Annotated in this window: 18 protein-coding genes; 16 read left to right on the forward strand and 2 right to left on the reverse strand. The window is 68.5% G+C overall.

All coding sequences use genetic code 11. The features are described from left to right. The first annotated feature begins 12 nt into the window (after window positions 1–12). From hisD to hisI, 8 genes are read left to right on the forward strand one after another with little or no spacing between them, the layout of a single operon-like run. Window positions 13–1,341 (forward strand): histidinol dehydrogenase, encoded by a 1,329-nt coding sequence (hisD, locus tag NL241_RS17025; RefSeq protein ID WP_487695878.1) that lies wholly within the window; start codon window positions 13–15, stop codon window positions 1,339–1,341. Further along, entirely contained in the window at window positions 1,338–2,474 is a 1,137-nt protein-coding gene (locus NL241_RS17030; RefSeq protein WP_487695877.1) for a histidinol-phosphate transaminase, read from the forward strand. The genes hisD and NL241_RS17030 overlap by 4 nt, the downstream gene beginning before the upstream one ends. Continuing rightward, window positions 2,471–3,094, forward strand: a complete 624-nt coding sequence (gene hisB, locus NL241_RS17035) for an imidazoleglycerol-phosphate dehydratase HisB (RefSeq protein ID WP_487695876.1) — start codon at window positions 2,471–2,473, stop codon at window positions 3,092–3,094. The genes NL241_RS17030 and hisB overlap by 4 nt, the downstream gene beginning before the upstream one ends. Beyond that, a complete protein-coding gene (gene hisH, locus NL241_RS17040) occupies window positions 3,091–3,708 on the forward strand; it encodes an imidazole glycerol phosphate synthase subunit HisH (protein WP_487695874.1) in 618 nt (205 codons plus the stop codon). Before hisB ends, hisH begins: the two co-directional genes overlap by 4 nt. Then, window positions 3,705–4,457: a bifunctional 1-(5-phosphoribosyl)-5-((5-phosphoribosylamino)methylideneamino)imidazole-4-carboxamide isomerase/phosphoribosylanthranilate isomerase PriA gene (priA, locus tag NL241_RS17045; protein ID WP_487695872.1), complete on the forward strand. Its 753-nt coding sequence runs from the start codon at window positions 3,705–3,707 to the stop codon at window positions 4,455–4,457. Before hisH ends, priA begins: the two co-directional genes overlap by 4 nt. Then, window positions 4,454–5,269 carry an inositol monophosphatase family protein gene (locus NL241_RS17050; protein ID WP_487695870.1) on the forward strand — a complete coding sequence of 272 codons (816 nt, stop codon included), beginning with the start codon at window positions 4,454–4,456 and terminating at the stop codon, window positions 5,267–5,269. Before priA ends, NL241_RS17050 begins: the two co-directional genes overlap by 4 nt. After that, entirely contained in the window at window positions 5,266–6,063 is a 798-nt protein-coding gene (gene hisF, locus NL241_RS17055; protein ID WP_487695868.1) for an imidazole glycerol phosphate synthase subunit HisF, read from the forward strand. Before NL241_RS17050 ends, hisF begins: the two co-directional genes overlap by 4 nt. Next, entirely contained in the window at window positions 6,060–6,407 is a 348-nt protein-coding gene (hisI, locus tag NL241_RS17060; RefSeq protein WP_487695867.1) for a phosphoribosyl-AMP cyclohydrolase, read from the forward strand. The genes hisF and hisI overlap by 4 nt, the downstream gene beginning before the upstream one ends. Before the next feature lie 65 nt (window positions 6,408–6,472). Here the strand turns inward: hisI and NL241_RS17065 are convergent, their stop codons facing one another. Continuing rightward, window positions 6,473–6,940, reverse strand: a complete 468-nt coding sequence (locus NL241_RS17065; RefSeq protein ID WP_487695865.1) for a peroxiredoxin — start codon at window positions 6,938–6,940, stop codon at window positions 6,473–6,475. A 51-nt stretch (window positions 6,941–6,991) separates the two neighbouring features. Here NL241_RS17065 and NL241_RS17070 point away from each other — a divergent pair, with 51 nt between their 5' ends. From NL241_RS17070 to lgt, 6 genes are all read left to right on the forward strand, one after another. Then, complete coding sequence (locus NL241_RS17070) at window positions 6,992–8,521, forward strand: anthranilate synthase component I (RefSeq protein WP_487695863.1); 1,530 nt, start codon at window positions 6,992–6,994, stop codon at window positions 8,519–8,521. 40 nt (window positions 8,522–8,561) lie between these two features. Then, on the forward strand, window positions 8,562–9,218 hold the full coding sequence (locus NL241_RS17075; RefSeq protein WP_487695947.1) for a TIGR02234 family membrane protein: 657 nt from the start codon (window positions 8,562–8,564) through the stop codon (window positions 9,216–9,218). 121 nt (window positions 9,219–9,339) lie between these two features. Beyond that, window positions 9,340–10,158, forward strand: a complete 819-nt coding sequence (gene trpC, locus NL241_RS17080) for an indole-3-glycerol phosphate synthase TrpC (RefSeq protein ID WP_487695861.1) — start codon at window positions 9,340–9,342, stop codon at window positions 10,156–10,158. 36 nt (window positions 10,159–10,194) lie between these two features. Continuing rightward, on the forward strand, window positions 10,195–11,463 hold the full coding sequence (trpB, locus tag NL241_RS17085) for a tryptophan synthase subunit beta (protein ID WP_487695859.1): 1,269 nt from the start codon (window positions 10,195–10,197) through the stop codon (window positions 11,461–11,463). After that, a complete protein-coding gene (gene trpA, locus NL241_RS17090) occupies window positions 11,460–12,266 on the forward strand; it encodes a tryptophan synthase subunit alpha (RefSeq protein WP_494398162.1) in 807 nt (268 codons plus the stop codon). Before trpB ends, trpA begins: the two co-directional genes overlap by 4 nt. Then, window positions 12,263–14,269: a prolipoprotein diacylglyceryl transferase gene (lgt, locus tag NL241_RS17095; protein ID WP_494398163.1), complete on the forward strand. Its 2,007-nt coding sequence runs from the start codon at window positions 12,263–12,265 to the stop codon at window positions 14,267–14,269. Before trpA ends, lgt begins: the two co-directional genes overlap by 4 nt. 6 nt (window positions 14,270–14,275) lie before the next feature. Here lgt and NL241_RS17100 read toward each other — a convergent pair whose 3' ends face one another. Beyond that, a complete protein-coding gene (locus tag NL241_RS17100) occupies window positions 14,276–14,770 on the reverse strand; it encodes a DUF427 domain-containing protein (RefSeq protein WP_487695854.1) in 495 nt (164 codons plus the stop codon). Between the two features lie 99 nt (window positions 14,771–14,869). Between NL241_RS17100 and NL241_RS17105 the strand changes: the two genes are divergently transcribed. After that, window positions 14,870–15,301: an NINE protein gene (locus NL241_RS17105; protein WP_487695852.1), complete on the forward strand. Its 432-nt coding sequence runs from the start codon at window positions 14,870–14,872 to the stop codon at window positions 15,299–15,301. Beyond that, on the forward strand, window positions 15,291–15,710 hold the full coding sequence (locus NL241_RS17110) for a DUF2752 domain-containing protein (protein ID WP_494398326.1): 420 nt from the start codon (window positions 15,291–15,293) through the stop codon (window positions 15,708–15,710). The genes NL241_RS17105 and NL241_RS17110 overlap by 11 nt, the downstream gene beginning before the upstream one ends. Window positions 15,711–15,808 lie beyond the last annotated feature (98 nt).

Genomic DNA, 15,808 nt, shown 5'->3' on the forward strand with positions numbered 1-15,808 from the left:
CAATCACTAGTGATGGCCAGTTTCGAGATGTCCCGGATCGATTTGCGTAACCGCGCCCTGTCCGCGGCGCAATTGCGCGCGGCGTTACCCCGCGGCGGTGTCGACGTCGACGCAGTGGTGCCCAAGGTGCGCCCCATCGTCGACGAGGTGGCCGAGCACGGCGCCGACGCCGCGCTGCGATACGGCGAACAGTTCGACGGGGTCCGTCCCGACGCCGTCCGTGTCCCGGCGGACGCACTGCAGCAGGCGCTCAGCGAACTCGAACCGGACGTGCGCGTCGCCTTGCAGGTCGCCATCGACCGCACCCGGGCGGTGCATGCCGATCAGCGGCGCACCGACACCACCACCGAGCTCGCCCCGGGGGCCACCGTCACGGAGCGGTGGGTGCCCGTCGAGCGGGTCGGCCTCTACGTGCCCGGCGGCAATGCCGTCTACCCGTCCAGCGTGATCATGAACGTCGTGCCGGCCCAGACCGCCGGCGTCGACTCGCTGGTGATCGCCAGCCCGCCGCAGGCGCAGTTCGGAGGCCTGCCGCACCCGACCATCCTGGCGGCAGCCGCACTGCTCGGTGTCGACGAAGTCTGGGCGGTCGGGGGCGCTCAGGCGGTCGCGCTGCTGGCCTACGGCGGTACCGACACCGACGGGGCCGAACTGGCCCCGGTCGACATGATCACCGGTCCGGGCAACATCTACGTCACGGCCGCCAAGCGGATCTGCCGTTCACAGGTCGGTATCGACGCCGAGGCCGGCCCCACCGAGATCGCGATCCTGGCCGACCACACCGCCGACCCGGTGCACGTCGCCGCCGACCTGATCAGCCAGGCCGAACACGACGAGATGGCCGCCAGCGTGCTCGTCACCGACAGCAGCGACCTGGGCGTGGCTGTCGATGCCCAACTGGCCACCCAACTTCAGACCACCGTGCACCGGGACCGGGTGCTGGCCGCGCTCCTGGGTCGGCAGTCCGCGATCGTGCTGGTCGACGACATCGATACCGGTGTGCGGGTGGTCAACGCCTACGCCGCCGAGCACCTGGAGATCCAGACCGCCGATTCGCACGCGGTCGCCAATCAGATCCGTTCCGCCGGAGCGATTTTCGTGGGTGCCTGGTCGCCGGTCAGCCTGGGCGACTACTGCGCCGGCTCCAATCACGTGCTGCCCACCGCCGGCTGTGCCCGGCACTCGAGCGGGTTGTCGGTGCAGACCTTCCTGCGCGGTATCCACGTGGTCGACTACACCGAGGCCGCGCTGAAGGACGTGTCCGGGCACGTCATCACGCTCGCCGAAGCCGAGAATCTGCCCGCCCACGGAGAGGCCGTACGCCGGAGGTTCGAACGATGAGTGGACCCGGAGCGCAGATCAGTCTCGACGATCTGCCGCTGCGCGACGACCTGCGCGGAAAATCTCCGTACGGGGCCCCGCAATTGGTGGTGCCGGTGCGGCTGAACACGAACGAGAATCCGCACCCCCCGACGCAGGCGTTGATCGATGACGTGGCCCGGTCGGTGCGCGAGGCGGCCGCCGAGTTGCACCGCTATCCCGATCGGGACGCGGTAGCGCTGCGCGCCGACCTGGCGGCGTATCTGACCCAGCAGACCGGCGTCTCGCTGGGTGTCGAGAACCTCTGGGCCGCAAACGGATCCAACGAGATCCTGCAGCAGCTTCTGCAGGCTTTCGGCGGCCCGGGCCGCAAGGCCATCGGTTTCGTGCCGTCGTACTCGATGCACCCGATCATCTCCGACGGCACCCAGACCGAGTGGCTGCAGGCCGCCCGCTCCGAGGATTTCAGCCTCGATATCGACGTGGCGGTGGCTGCCGTCGAAAGCCGTTCGCCTGACGTGGTTTTCGTGGCCAGTCCGAACAACCCGTCCGGGCAGAGCGTGCCGCTGGAGGATCTGCGCCGCATCCTCGCCGTCATGAAAACCGGGGTGCTGATCGTCGACGAGGCGTACGGCGAGTTCTCCTCGCAGCCCAGCGCGGTGGCGCTGATCGACGAGTTCCCCACCAAGCTGGTGGTCAGCCGCACCATGAGCAAGGCGTTCGCCTTCGCCGGCGGCCGGCTGGGTTACCTGATCGCCGCCCCCGCGGTCATCGACGCGATGCTGCTGGTTCGGCTGCCGTATCACCTGTCGGTGGTCACCCAGGCCGCCGCACGCGCTGCGCTGCGCCATGCCGACGACACCCTGGGCAGCGTCGCGACGCTGATCGCCGAACGGCAGCGCGTCACAGAAGCGTTGACCAGCATGGGTTTCCGGGTCATTCCCAGTGACGCCAACTTCGTGCTGTTCGGTCAGTTCGCCGACGCGCCCGCCACCTGGAAGCGCTATCTGGACGCGGGAATCCTGATCCGCGACGTCGGCATCCCGGGCTACCTGCGCGCCACCACCGGACTCGCCGCAGAGAACGATGCGCTGCTGGCGGCCAGCGCCACCCTTGTCGCAGGAGAACTGACCCAGCCGCTAGGAGCATCATGACCCAGACCTTGACCGCCCGGCGCGCTCGTGTGCAGCGCACCACCCGCGAATCCGACATCGTGGTCGAACTCGACCTCGACGGCACCGGCCAGGTGCAGATCGACACCGGGGTGCCGTTCTTCGACCACATGCTGACCTCGCTCGGCAGTCACGCCAGCTTCGATCTCACCGTGCGGGCCACTGGTGACGTGCACATCGAGGCGCACCACGTCGTGGAGGACACCGCGATCGTGTTGGGGCAGGCGCTCGGTCAGGCGCTGGGGGAGAAGAAGGGCATCCGCCGCTTCGGTGACGCCTTCATCCCGATGGACGAGACGCTGGCGCATGCGGCCGTGGACGTCTCCGGGCGGCCGTACTGCGTGCACACCGGGGAACCGGAGTCCATGGTGGAGTTCACCATCGCCGGTTCGACCGTGCCGTACCACACGGTGATCAACCGTCACGTGTTCGAGTCGCTGGCGTTCAACGCGCGCATCGCCCTGCATGTGCGCACCATTTATGGCCGCGATCCCCACCACATCACCGAGGCGGAGTACAAGGCCGTCGCCCGTGCGCTTCGGGAAGCTGTCGAATACGACCCCCGGGTCACCGGCGTGCCCTCCACCAAAGGGACCCTGTGACCAAAAAAGTCGTGGTCCTCGACTACGGGTCGGGCAATCTGCGTTCGGCTCAGCGTGCGGCCGAACGTACCGGCGCTGACGTCGAGGTCACCGCTGACCCGGCCGCGGCCGCCGAGGCCGACGGCCTGCTGGTGCCCGGTGTCGGTGCCTTCGAAGCGTGCATGAGCGGTTTGCGTGCCATCGGCGGTGAGAAGATCATCGCCGACCGGTTGCAGCGGGGCCGCCCCGTGCTCGGGGTGTGTGTGGGAATGCAGATCCTGTTCGCCCGTGGCGTCGAGTTCGGGGTGGAGTCCGTGGGTTGCGGGCAATGGCCGGGTGCGGTGACGCACTTGGACGCACCTGTGGTCCCGCACATGGGCTGGAATGTCGTCGACGCGCCCGAGGACAGCGTGCTGTTCCGGGGAATCGACCCGCAGACCCGGTTCTACTTCGTCCATTCCTATGCCGCCCAGGAATGGACGGGTGATCCTGGCGCCAAGCTCACCTGGGCTCGGCATCACGTGCCGTTCCTGGCTGCCGTCGAGGACGGTCCGTTGTCGGCGACACAATTTCATCCGGAGAAAAGCGGTGACGCCGGTGCGGCACTGCTCACCAATTGGGTTGAGGGACTGTGACTTGTAAGTTGATTCTGCTGCCTGCCGTCGACGTGGTGGAAGGCAAGGCGGTCCGCCTGGTCCAGGGCCAGGCCGGCAGCGAGACCGAGTACGGCTCGGCGCTCGATGCCGCTCTGGGCTGGCAGCGCGACGGTGCCGAGTGGATCCACCTGGTGGACCTCGACGCCGCTTTCGGCCGCGGCTCCAACCGCGAACTGCTCGCAGAGGTGGTCGGCAAACTCGATGTCGACGTCGAACTCTCCGGCGGTATCCGCGACGACGACTCGTTGAAGGCGGCGCTGGCCACCGGCTGCCGGCGGGTCAACCTCGGCACCGCCGCACTGGAGAACCCGCAATGGTGCGCCAAGGTGATCGCCGAGCACGGCGACAAGGTGGCCGTGGGCCTCGACGTCAAGATCGACTCCGCTGCGGCCGGGGGCGACTACCGGCTGCGCGGACGCGGCTGGGAGACCGACGGCGGCGACCTGTGGCCGGTGTTGGAACGCCTTGACGCCGAGGGGTGTTCGCGGTTCGTGGTCACCGATGTCACCAAGGACGGCACGCTCAACGGACCCAACCTCGAGCTGCTGTCGGCGGTGGCCGCCAAGACCGACGCACCCGTGATCGCGTCGGGCGGAGTGTCCAGCCTGGACGACCTGCGCGCCATCGCCACCCTCACCGGTGAAGGTGTGGAGGGCGCGATCGTCGGAAAAGCGCTCTACGCGGGCCGCTTCACGCTGCCGGAGGCGCTGTCCGCGGTCAGCCGATGACCGGCTCGGTGGATTACGACGACCTGATCGCGACGGCCTCGAGCATCCTCGATGACGTCGTGGAGCCGTTCCTGGCGGGCCATCGTGCCGACTCGGCCGTCCGCAAGAAGGGCAACGACTTCGCCACCGAGGTCGATCTCGCCATCGAACGTCAGGTGGTCGAGGCGCTGACCACCCGTACCGGGATCGGGGTGCACGGCGAGGAATTCGGGGGCGCTCCCATCGATTCGCCCCTGGTGTGGGTGCTCGACCCGATCGACGGCACCTTCAACTACGCCGCCGGGTCGCCCATGGCCGCGGTCCTGCTGGGCCTGATGCGCGACGGTGAACCCGTCGCCGGGCTGACCTGGCTGCCGTTCACCGATCAGCGTTACACCGCGGTGGTGGGTGGACCGCTGTACGCCAACGGGGTGCCCCGTGCGCCGTTGGATTCCCCGACGCTGAAGGATTCGATCGTCGGGATCGGCACGTTCAACGTCGACTGGCGTGGACGCTATCCGGGGCGCTACCGGCTCGGCGTCCTGGAGAACATGAGCCGCGAATGCCACCGGTTGCGGATGCACGGCGCCACCGGTGTCGACCTCGCGTATGTCGCCGACGGAATTCTGGGTGGCGCGGTGACGTTCGGTGACCATGTGTGGGACTACGCCGCCGGGGTGGCACTGGTGCGGGCCGCAGGCGGCATCGTCACCGATCTGGCGGGGCGGCCGTGGACGGTCTCGTCGAGTTCGGCGCTGGCCGCCGCGCCGGGTGTGCACGAGCACATCCTCGAGATCGTGAAGTCGGTCGGCGACCCGGAGGACTATCGATGAACGTCCCGCAGAGCACGCTGGCGACCCGGGTCATCCCGTGCCTGGATGTCGATGCCGGCCGCGTCGTCAAAGGGGTCAACTTCGAAAACCTGCGTGACGCAGGTGATCCGGTGGAGCTGGCCGCGGTGTATGACGCCGAAGGCGCCGACGAGTTGACCTTCCTGGACGTCACCGCGTCGTCGTCGGGCCGGGCCACCATGCTCGAGGTCGTGCGGCGTACCGCCGAACAGGTCTTCATCCCGCTGACCGTGGGCGGCGGCGTGCGCTCGGTCGACGACGTCGACGTGCTGCTGCGCGCCGGTGCCGACAAGGTGTCGGTGAACACGGCGGCGATCGCCCGCCCCGAGCTGCTCGGCGAGCTGTCCCGCCAGTTCGGCTCCCAGTGCATCGTGCTGTCGGTGGACGCGCGAACTGCGCCTTCGGGCTCGGACGGCTCGGCGACCACACCGTCGGGGTGGGAGGTCACCACGCACGGCGGCCGGCGCGGCACCGGCATCGACGCGGTCGAATGGGCCAAACGCGGAGCCGAACTGGGTGTCGGCGAGATCCTGCTGAATTCGATGGACGCCGACGGCACCAAGGCCGGGTTCGATCTCGCGATGCTGCGGGCGGTGCGGGCCGCGGTGACGGTGCCGGTGATCGCCAGCGGCGGCGCGGGCGCGGTCGACCACTTCGCCCCCGCGGTGCACGCCGGCGCTGATGCGGTGTTGGCGGCCAGTGTTTTCCACTTCAAGGAACTCACCATCGGACAGGTGAAGGCGGCGATGGCCGCTGACGGGATATGCGTCAGATGAGCACACTGGATCCTGCGATCGCTGCCCGCTTGAAGCGCAACGCCGACGGGCTGTTCACCGCGGTGGTGCAGGAACGCGGTTCCGGCGACGTCCTGATGGTCGCGTGGATGGACGATGACGCCCTGGCGCGGACGCTGGCCACCCGCGAGGCCACCTACTTCTCCAGGTCCCGTGGGCAGCAGTGGATCAAGGGCGCCACGTCCGGTCACACGCAGCGGGTGGACTCGGTGCGGCTCGACTGCGACGGCGACTGCGTGCTGCTGGTGGTCGATCAGGTCGGGGGAGCCTGCCACACCGGTGATCACAGTTGTTTCGACGCCGACGTGCTGCTGCCCTCGGAGTAACCCGCATCGAGTGTCACTCAGGGGCGGAAAATCGGGCGGAAATCCGCCCTGGTGTGACACTCGGCCTAGACCCGATTCGCCCGTTCCCGCAGCACCTCCAACGCCTTGTCGGCGTGGGTGTCCATGCTGATCTCACTGGCGATCACCTCGAGCACCCGGCGGTCGGTGTCGATCACGAAGGTGGTCCGCTTCACCGGCATGAACTTGCCGAGTAGGCCTCGCTTCACCCCGAATGCGGTGGCCACGGCGCCGTCGGCATCCGAGAGCAGCGGATAGTCGAAGCGCTGCTGTTCAGCGAACTTCGCCTGCTTGTCCACCTCGTCGGTGCTGATGCCGACCCGTTGGGCTCCTACGGCGGCGAACTCGCCCGCGAGATCGCGGAAGTGGCAGGCCTCTTTGGTGCAGCCCGGTGTCATGGCCGCCGGGTAGAAGAACAGCACCACCGGCCCCTGGGCCAGGAAGTCGCTGAACCGGCGGTCGGCGCCGGTCTGATCAGGCAGAACGAAGTCGTCGATGAAGTCCCCGCGTTTCATGGAGGTCACGCTACGCCGCGGACGGGTCCGCGGGTCTGGGAGGATGACCCCGTGCCCACGAACGTCAACGTCACCGCCGTGACCACCACGCGGGAGGACTTCGCAGTCCTGGCCGCCGAGCACCGCGTCGTGCCGGTCACCCGTAAGGTGCTGGCCGACACCGAGACCCCGCTGTCGGCGTACCGGAAACTGTCCGCCAATCGTCCCGGCACCTTCCTGCTGGAGTCCGCGGAGAACGGCCGGTCGTGGTCGCGGTGGTCGTTCATCGGTGCGGGGGCGCCGTCGGCGCTCACGGTGCGCGACGGGGAGGCGGTCTGGCTGGGCGCGGTGCCCCAGGACGCACCCCGCGGCGGTGACCCGCTGACCGCGCTGAAGGAAACCCTCGAGCTGCTGGCGACCGCGACGTTGCCCGGGTTGCCGCCGCTCTCGGGCGGCATGGTGGGGTTCTTCGCCTACGACCTGGTGCGGCGGCTGGAGCGGCTGCCCGAGCTGGCCGTCGACGACCTGCAGCTGCCCGACATGCTCATGCTGCTGGCCACCGATATCGCCGCGGTCGACCACCACGAAGGCACCATCACACTGATCGCCAACGCGGTGAACTGGAACGGCACCAACGAACGGGTGGACTGGGCCTACGACGACGCCGTTGCCCGGCTCGATGTGATGACCGAAGCGCTGAGCCAGCCGTTGCCGTCGACGGTGGCGACGTTCAGCCGGCCCGAGCCGGTGCACCGCGCTCAGCGCACCGTGCAGGAGTACACCGAGATCGTCGACAAACTCGTCGGTGACATCGAAGCCGGCGAAGCGTTCCAGGTGGTGCCGTCGCAGCGGTTCGAGATGGACACCGCCGTCGACCCGATCGACGTGTACCGGATGCTGCGGGTGTCCAACCCGAGTCCGTACATGTATCTGCTGCACGTTCCGAACGAGCAAGGCGAGACGGCGTTTTCGATCGTCGGCTCGAGCCCGGAAGCCCTCGTGACGGTCAAGGACGGGTGGGCGCAGACACATCCCATCGCGGGCACCCGCTGGCGCGGAGCCACCGAAGAGGAGGACGTGCTGCTGGAGAAGGAGCTGCTCTCCGACGAGAAGGAACGCGCCGAGCACCTGATGCTGGTCGACCTCGGCCGCAACGACCTGGGCCGCGTCTGCGTACCGGGGACCGTGCGCGTCGAGGACTACAGCCACATCGAGCGCTACAGCCACGTCATGCACCTGGTCTCCACCGTCACCGGCCTGCTGGCCGAGGGACGCACCGCACTCGACGCCGTCACCGCGTGTTTCCCGGCCGGCACGCTGTCGGGAGCGCCGAAAGTACGGGCCATGGAACTCATCGAAGAGGTCGAGAAGACGCGGCGCGGCCTCTACGGCGGGGTGCTCGGGTATCTGGACTTCGCCGGTAACGCTGATTTCGCCATCGCCATCAGGACAGCGCTGATGCGTGACGGCACGGCCTATGTCCAGGCCGGCGGCGGCGTCGTGGCCGACTCCAACGGCCCCTACGAGTACACCGAATCGGCCAACAAGGCCAAAGCCGTGCTCAACGCCGTGGCGGCCGCCGAAACGCTGAGGACTCCGTAGCGTGACCACCGACGAGGCACGCGAGCAGCGCGGGCGGCGGATGATCCGCATCGCCCAGCTGCTGTTGGTGCTGGCCGCGTTGGGGCTGTGGGTGGCCTCGCGGCTGCCCTGGGTGGAGGTCACCAGCTTCGACGGGCTGGGCCAGCCCAAGACCATCTCGTTGAACGGCGCCGCCTGGTCGACGGCGTTGCTGCCGCTGGCGTTGCTGCTGCTGGCTGCCGCGGTGGCGGTGCTGGCGGTACGCGGATGGCCGCTGCGCGCGCTCGCCATCCTGGTCGCCCTGGTCAGCGGGGTCACCGCGTATCTGGGCATCACTCAGTGGGTGGTGCGCGACGTCTCCGTACGCGGCGCCGACCTCGCGGAGGTGACGGTGGCGTCGCTGGTCGGCAGCCAGCGTCATCACTGGGGCGCTGTGCTGACGCTGATCGCGGCTGTGTGCACACTGCTGGCCGCCGTGCTCCTCATGCGCTCGGCCGGGGCAGGTAAGGGCACCACCACCAAGTACGTCGCTCCGGCCGCCCGCCGCGCCGCCGCCCGCGAAACCGCCGAGGACCAGCTGCCGGACCACTCCGACGGGGACGCCACCATGTCCGAGCGCATGATCTGGGATGCCCTGGACGAAGGTCGTGATCCGACAGCTGGCGCAGGCAGCTCCGCCGTGCCGCCGGATCCCGGTCCCGACAAGGAGGGCCGGTGAACATCCGAAGCCGTTCAGCGGCTACCCTTCAGGGACAACTTCGGGTCGTGGTCGGGTATCACCCGGTCCAGGTGGACAGCCACCTCACCACCCGGCGGGAGATCAGAAGGGACCGGCAGGGATGAGTTCGGCGACCGTCCTCGACTCAATCATCGAGGGAGTCCGCGCTGACGTTGCCGCCCGCGAGGCGATCATCAGCCTGGCTGAGGTCAAGGCCGCCGCCAACGCCGCGCCCCCGCCCCGCAATGTGATGGCAGCACTGCGTGAACCCGGTATCGGCGTGATCGCGGAGGTCAAGCGCGCCAGCCCGTCACGCGGTCCACTGGCCAACATCGCCGACCCGGCCGACCTGGCCCGCGCCTACCAGAGCGGCGGTGCCCGCGTCATCAGCGTGCTCACCGAGGAACGCCGGTTCCACGGATCGCTGGCGGACCTGGACGCGGTGCGCGCCGCCGTCACCATTCCGGTGCTGCGCAAGGACTTCGTGGTCGGGCCGTATCAGATTCATGAAGCCCGCGCGCACGGCGCCGACATGTTGCTGCTCATCGTGGCCGCACTGGAACAGCCGGCGCTGGAATCGATGCTCGAGCGCACCGAATCGCTGGGGATGACCGCCCTGGTGGAGGTGCACACCGAGGAAGAAGCCGACCGCGCACTGCAGGCCGGGGCCAAGGTCATCGGCGTCAACGCCCGCGACCTCAAGACCCTGGAAGTGGACCGGGACTGCTTCGCCCGTATCGCTCCCGGACTGCCCAGCGACGTGATCCGGGTTGCCGAATCCGGCGTGCGCGGTACCGCCGACCTGCTGGCCTACGCCGGTGCCGGAGCCGATGCAGTGCTTGTCGGCGAAGGCCTGGTCACCAGTGGGGACCCGCGTTCCGCGGTGGCCGATCTGGTGACCGCCGGAACACACCCGTCCTGCCCGAAACCCGCGCGCTAGCGTGCTGATGGCCCGCTCGCGCACCCACCGACTCTGATGGCTGACGTGTCCAATTCTGACTTGCCGCGCTCGAGCGCGGCCATCGCCGAGCCCACCATCCACGATCCCGATGCCCGCGGGCATTTCGGACGGTACGGCGGGCGACTGGTTCCCGAGGCGCTGATGGCGGTGATCGAAGAGGTCACCGCCGCCTACGAAAAGGCGCGCAGCGACCAGGAATTCCTCGACACCCTGGATCGGCTGCAGACGCACTACAGCGGACGTCCTTCGCCGCTGTACGAAGCGAAGCGACTGTCCGAGCATGCCGGTGGCGCTCGCCTGTTCCTCAAGCGAGAAGACCTGAACCACACGGGTTCTCACAAGATCAACAATGTGCTGGGTCAGGCGTTGCTGGCCAAGCAGATGGGCAAGACCCGGGTGATCGCCGAGACCGGCGCCGGCCAGCACGGGGTGGCCACCGCCACGGCGTGTGCGCTGTTGGATCTGGAATGCGTCATCTACATGGGAGCCGTCGACACGGCGCGGCAGGCGCTCAACGTCGCCCGCATGCGGTTGCTCGGCGCCGAAGTGGTGTCGGTGGAGTCAGGTTCACGAACCCTCAAAGACGCCATCAACGAGACCTTCCGGGACTGGGTGGCCCACGCCGACAACACCTATTACTGCTTCGGCACCGCCGCGGGGCCGCATCCGTTCCCGACGATGGTGCGCGACTTCCAACGGATCATCGGGCTCGAGGCGCGCGTGCAGATCCAGGCGCAGGCGGGCCGACTGCCCGATGCTGTCACCGCGTGCATCGGTGGGGGATCCAACGCCATCGGTGTCTTCCATGCGTTCATCGACGACCCCGGTGTGCGCCTGGTGGGCTATGAAGCCGCCGGCGATGGCGTCGAAACCGGAAGGCACGCAGCCACATTCACCGGCGGTTCACCCGGCGCGTTCCAGGGCTCGTTCTCCTACCTCCTGCAGGACGAAGACGGTCAGACCATCGAATCCCATTCCATTTCCGCAGGTTTGGACTATCCCGGGGTGGGACCCGAGCACGCGCTGCTCAAGGACCTCGGGCGCGCCGAGTACCGGCCGATCACCGACACCGAAGCCATGGATGCGTTCGGGCTGTTGTGCCGCACCGAGGGCATCATCCCCGCGATCGAATCCGCGCATGCGGTTGCGGGAGCGCTCAAGCTGGGTGTCGAGATGGGACCGGGTGCGGTGATCATCGTCAACCTGTCCGGGCGCGGGGACAAGGACGTCGCGACCGCGGCGAAGTGGTTCGGGTTGCTCGACGACGAGGCTGTGCAGTCATGAGCAAGTTGGGTCCGCTGTTCGAAGCCTGCCGCAAGGAAAACCGGGCCGCACTGATCGGATATCTGCCCACCGGTTATCCGGACGTCCAGACGTCGATCGACGCGATGACCGCGCTGGTGGACGCCGGCTGCGACCTCATCGAGGTGGGGATCGCGTACTCCGATCCCGGCATGGACGGCCCGACCATCGCCGCCGCCACCAATGTCGCGCTGCAGCGCGGCGTGCGGGTGCGTGATGCGCTGCGCGCCGTCGAAGCCATCAGCAACCGGGGTGGCAGCGCGGTGGTGATGTCGTACTGGAACCCCGTGCTGCGCTACGGCGTCGACGCGTGGGCCCGCGACCTGGCCGCGGCCGGCGGCGCCGGCATGATCACCCCTGATCTGATCCCCGACGAGGCAGACGACTGGTTCGCCGCCTCGGATGCTCATCAGTTGGACCGCATCTTCCTGGTGGCGCCGTCGTCGACGCCGGAACGCCTGGCCGCCACCGTCGAGGCCTCCCGCGGATTCGTTTATGCCGCCTCCACCATGGGGGTCACCGGCGCGCGTGACGCGGTGTCCAACGCCGCGCCGGAACTGGTGGCCCGGGTCAAGGCGGTGTCGGACATCCCTGTCGGCGTCGGACTCGGTGTGCGCTCGCGGGAGCAGGCCGCCGAGATCGGTTCGTATGCGGACGGTGTCATCGTCGGTTCGGCGTTGGTGGCGGCGCTCGGTGAGGGCCCCGGCGGAGTGGCGTCGATGACCGCGCTGGCCAAAGAACTCGCAGCCGGTGTCCGGCAGAAAGTGACCGAGGTTCCTGGGTGAGCACGACGCTTCTGGCCGCCTTCCCCAGCCCGTCGCAGGGGGTGTGGCATCTGGGCCCGTTCCCACTTCGTGCTTATGCCCTGTTCATCATCATCGGCATCATCGCTGCGCTCGTCATCGGCGATCGCCGGTGGGAGGCCCGCGGCGGTGAGCGCGGAGTCATCTACGACATCGCCCTTTGGGCGGTGCCGTTCGGCCTGATCGGCGGCCGGCTCTATCACGTGCTCACCGACTGGCAGACCTATTTCGGCGCCGACGGGGCCGGTCCTGCTGCTGCCCTGCGGATCTGGGATGGCGGCCTGGGAATCTGGGGTGCGGTGGCACTCGGTGCGGTCGGCGCATGGATCGGCTGTAGGCGCCATGGCATTCCGCTGCCCGCCTTCGGTGACGCGATCGCCCCGGGCATCGTGCTGGCGCAGGCCATCGGACGCCTGGGTAACTACTTCAACCAGGAGCTCTACGGGCGCCCGACCGATGTGCCGTGGGGTCTGGAGATCTTCTACCGCCGCGACCCGTCCGGGATCATCGACGTGCACTCGCTCAACGGAGTGTCCACCGGTGACGTCGCCTATGTGGTTCATCCGACGTTCCTCTACGAGTTGTTGTGGAACCTGTTGGTTTTCGCGGCGCTGCTCTATGTGGATCGCCGGTTCAAGCTCGGGCACGGACGGCTGTTCGCGCTCTACGTGGCCGGCTATTGCATAGGTCGTTTCGGCGTCGAACTGCTGCGCGACGACTTCGCGACTCTCATCGCGGGTATCCGCATCAACTCGTTCACCGCGACCTTCGTGTTCATCGGCGCGATCGTCTACTTCATCCTGGCGCCCAAGGGACGGGAAGCGCCGGAGACGCTGCGCGGCACCGGTACTGATGCTGCGCCGCCGCGCGACGGCGAGGACCGCGAGCCGGCGGTCGGTGTCGAGAAGGAACTCGTCAAGGCCGCCGCCACCACAGGTGTCGTCGCTGCGGCCACTGTCGCGGTCAAGGAAGAGGCCCAGCCGGAGGCCACGAGCGCCGAAGGTCACCGAGACGATGACCCGGATGCCGTCGCGACCGATGCGGACGATGTGGAGTCCGACCCGGAGGACCAGGCCATCGTCGAAGCCGAGGCCACCGCGGACGGCGACCTGGTGATCGCGTCCGCGGCCCTGGCCGAGGATGCGCAACTGATCGACGAGGACCATGATCCCGTCGACGAAGAGGACCTGGACAGTCTCTGGGGCGAGGCCGATGACGAGGCCGAGGGACCGGTGTCGGAGCAGCAGGAGGAGCTCGACGAGCCGGATGCGAAGGTTGCGGTCGATCAGCAGGCCGCTGCCGAGGAAGAGGCCGCCGAAGGCGAGGCGCTGATCGACGAGGCCGAGGTGGAGTCCGAAGCGGAACCCACCGCAGACGCCGAGCTGATCGACGAGGATCACGATCCCGTCAGCGCAGACGAGCTCGACGACATCACGGCCGAGGTGTCCGGCGCGCCGGTCTCCGAGCAGCAGGAGGAGCTCGACCAGCCGGACGGCAAGGCCGATGTTGATGAGCAGGCCGCTGCCGAGGAAGAGGCTGCCGAGGGTGAGGGCGCTGGGTCGTCATCAAATGATGACGACGCTGAGCTGATCATCGAGGAGGGCTTGGCGGATCTGTCGGAGGGTGACGCTGCGGTCGTGGAGCCGGTCTCTGAGCAGCAGGAGAAGCTCGACCCGTCGGACGCCAAGGCCGATGTTGATGAGCAGGCCGCCGTGGAGGAAGAGGCTGCCGAGGCTGTGCCCGCTGGGTCGTCATCAGATGATGACGACGCTGAGGGTGAGGTCGCGGAGCCGGTCTCTGAGCATCAGCCGGACGCCGAGGCCGATGTCGATGAACAGGCCGAGGTCGATGACCAAGTCGGCGAGGAGCAGCCCGCTGAAAGCGAAGCGTCGGCCAGCGACTACACCGTTGTCACCACGCCCCCGGCCCCCGGGCAGGGACCGGTATCCCGGCTGGGTCGGCTGATCCGGCGCCGCCGCGGCTGACGGGGGCTACCAGCCCATCGACCCGGGGACTCCCTTGAAGGGCCCCACCACCGAGCGCGTGATCCAGCCTCCGTAGAAGCCGCCGGGCTGCGGTGTCACCGCCTCACCGTCGACCGTGCACCGGTCCACCGCGGCGGCCATCACCGCTACGGCCCCGGCGATCGCCTCGAATCCCGGGGTGGGCCGCAGGTACGTCCACGCCGCCCGTAACGCGGTCCGCGCGGGCGTCACCACGTCGAAGTAGCTGGCCTGCCCTTTCCATTCGCACCAGGACGAGCCCGCGGCGCCGCGCAGCACCCCGTCGTTGAACGCGCTGGCCGGCAGGTAGAACGTCGGCGGATGGCTGGTTTCGAGCACCCGCCACGCGTGCTTGGTCGACGCGACGGTCTGGCCACCCAGTTCGATGGTGATGGTGGATTCGACGGCCTCGACTCGCGGTGGCCGCGGGTAGTCCCACACCGACTCCTGCCCGGGGCCGGGTACGTCGGGAACAGGTCGCATGCCTCCAGGTTAGGGAAAGCCAGAAAAGTGGTGGAGGAAAGCCCGAAAGGTGCGCGCGGACCGGCATTCGGGTGCGCATGATCTGGCATCCTTGGCGGTATGACGGACCCCCAGTTCGGTTCCAATCCCGGCTCCAACGCGTGGGAGGGCTCCACCCCGCCGCCGCAGTCCAGTTACCCGCCACCGCCGGCGGACTACGGGCAACCCGCTGGCCAGTACCCGCCCCCGGGCGGCTACCCGGGTTCTTACTACGACCCCGCCGCCCCCTATGGCCGTCACCCGGTCACCGGTGAACCGTTCTCCGAGAAGTCCAAGATCGTCGCCGGGCTGCTGCAGTTGCTCGGCCTGTTCGGCCTGGTCGGCGTCGGCCGCATGTACATGGGCTATATCGGCCTGGGCGTGGCGCAGCTGATCGTGGGTCTGGTCACCTGCGGTATCGGCGCCGTCATCTGGGGCATCATCGACGCCATCCTGATCCTCACCGACAAGGTGCGCGACCCGCAGGGCCGTCCACTGCGTGATGGAACCTGACGCGCCGGCAGCAGCTTCTCGCCGCGCCCGTCTCGCCACGACGCTCGGCACGGGGGCGGTGCTGGCCGGAGGTCTGGCGTACATCGGTCTCCGCGACCCGCACCAGCCCGGGGCGCTGTTCCCGCCGTGCCCGTTCCATGCGCTGACGGGGTGGTACTGCCCGGGCTGTGGTGGCCTGCGGATGACCCACGATCTCCTGCACGGCGATCTCGGTGCCGCGGTGGTCGATAACGTGTTCCTGTTGGTGGCCGTGCCCCTCGTCGCGTTGTGGGTGGTGGTGCGACGGCGCCGTCGCCTGCGGGTCTGGCCCGTTCCGGCGGTCGCCGTTCTGGTCGCGGCGGCCGTGGTCTGGACCGTGGTGCGCAATGTCCCTGGCTTTCCGCTGGTCCCGACGCTTCTCGGCGGGTAGCTCGGCAACAGCGCTGTTACACTCGACAGTCGGTGGAGCAACCCCTGCGAGTGGGTGCGCCACCAGTGTCGGGCCGGTGCAGTCCCGGGTTTCACACA

The sequence above is a fragment of the Mycolicibacterium sp. SMGY-1XX genome, assembly GCF_059132455.1.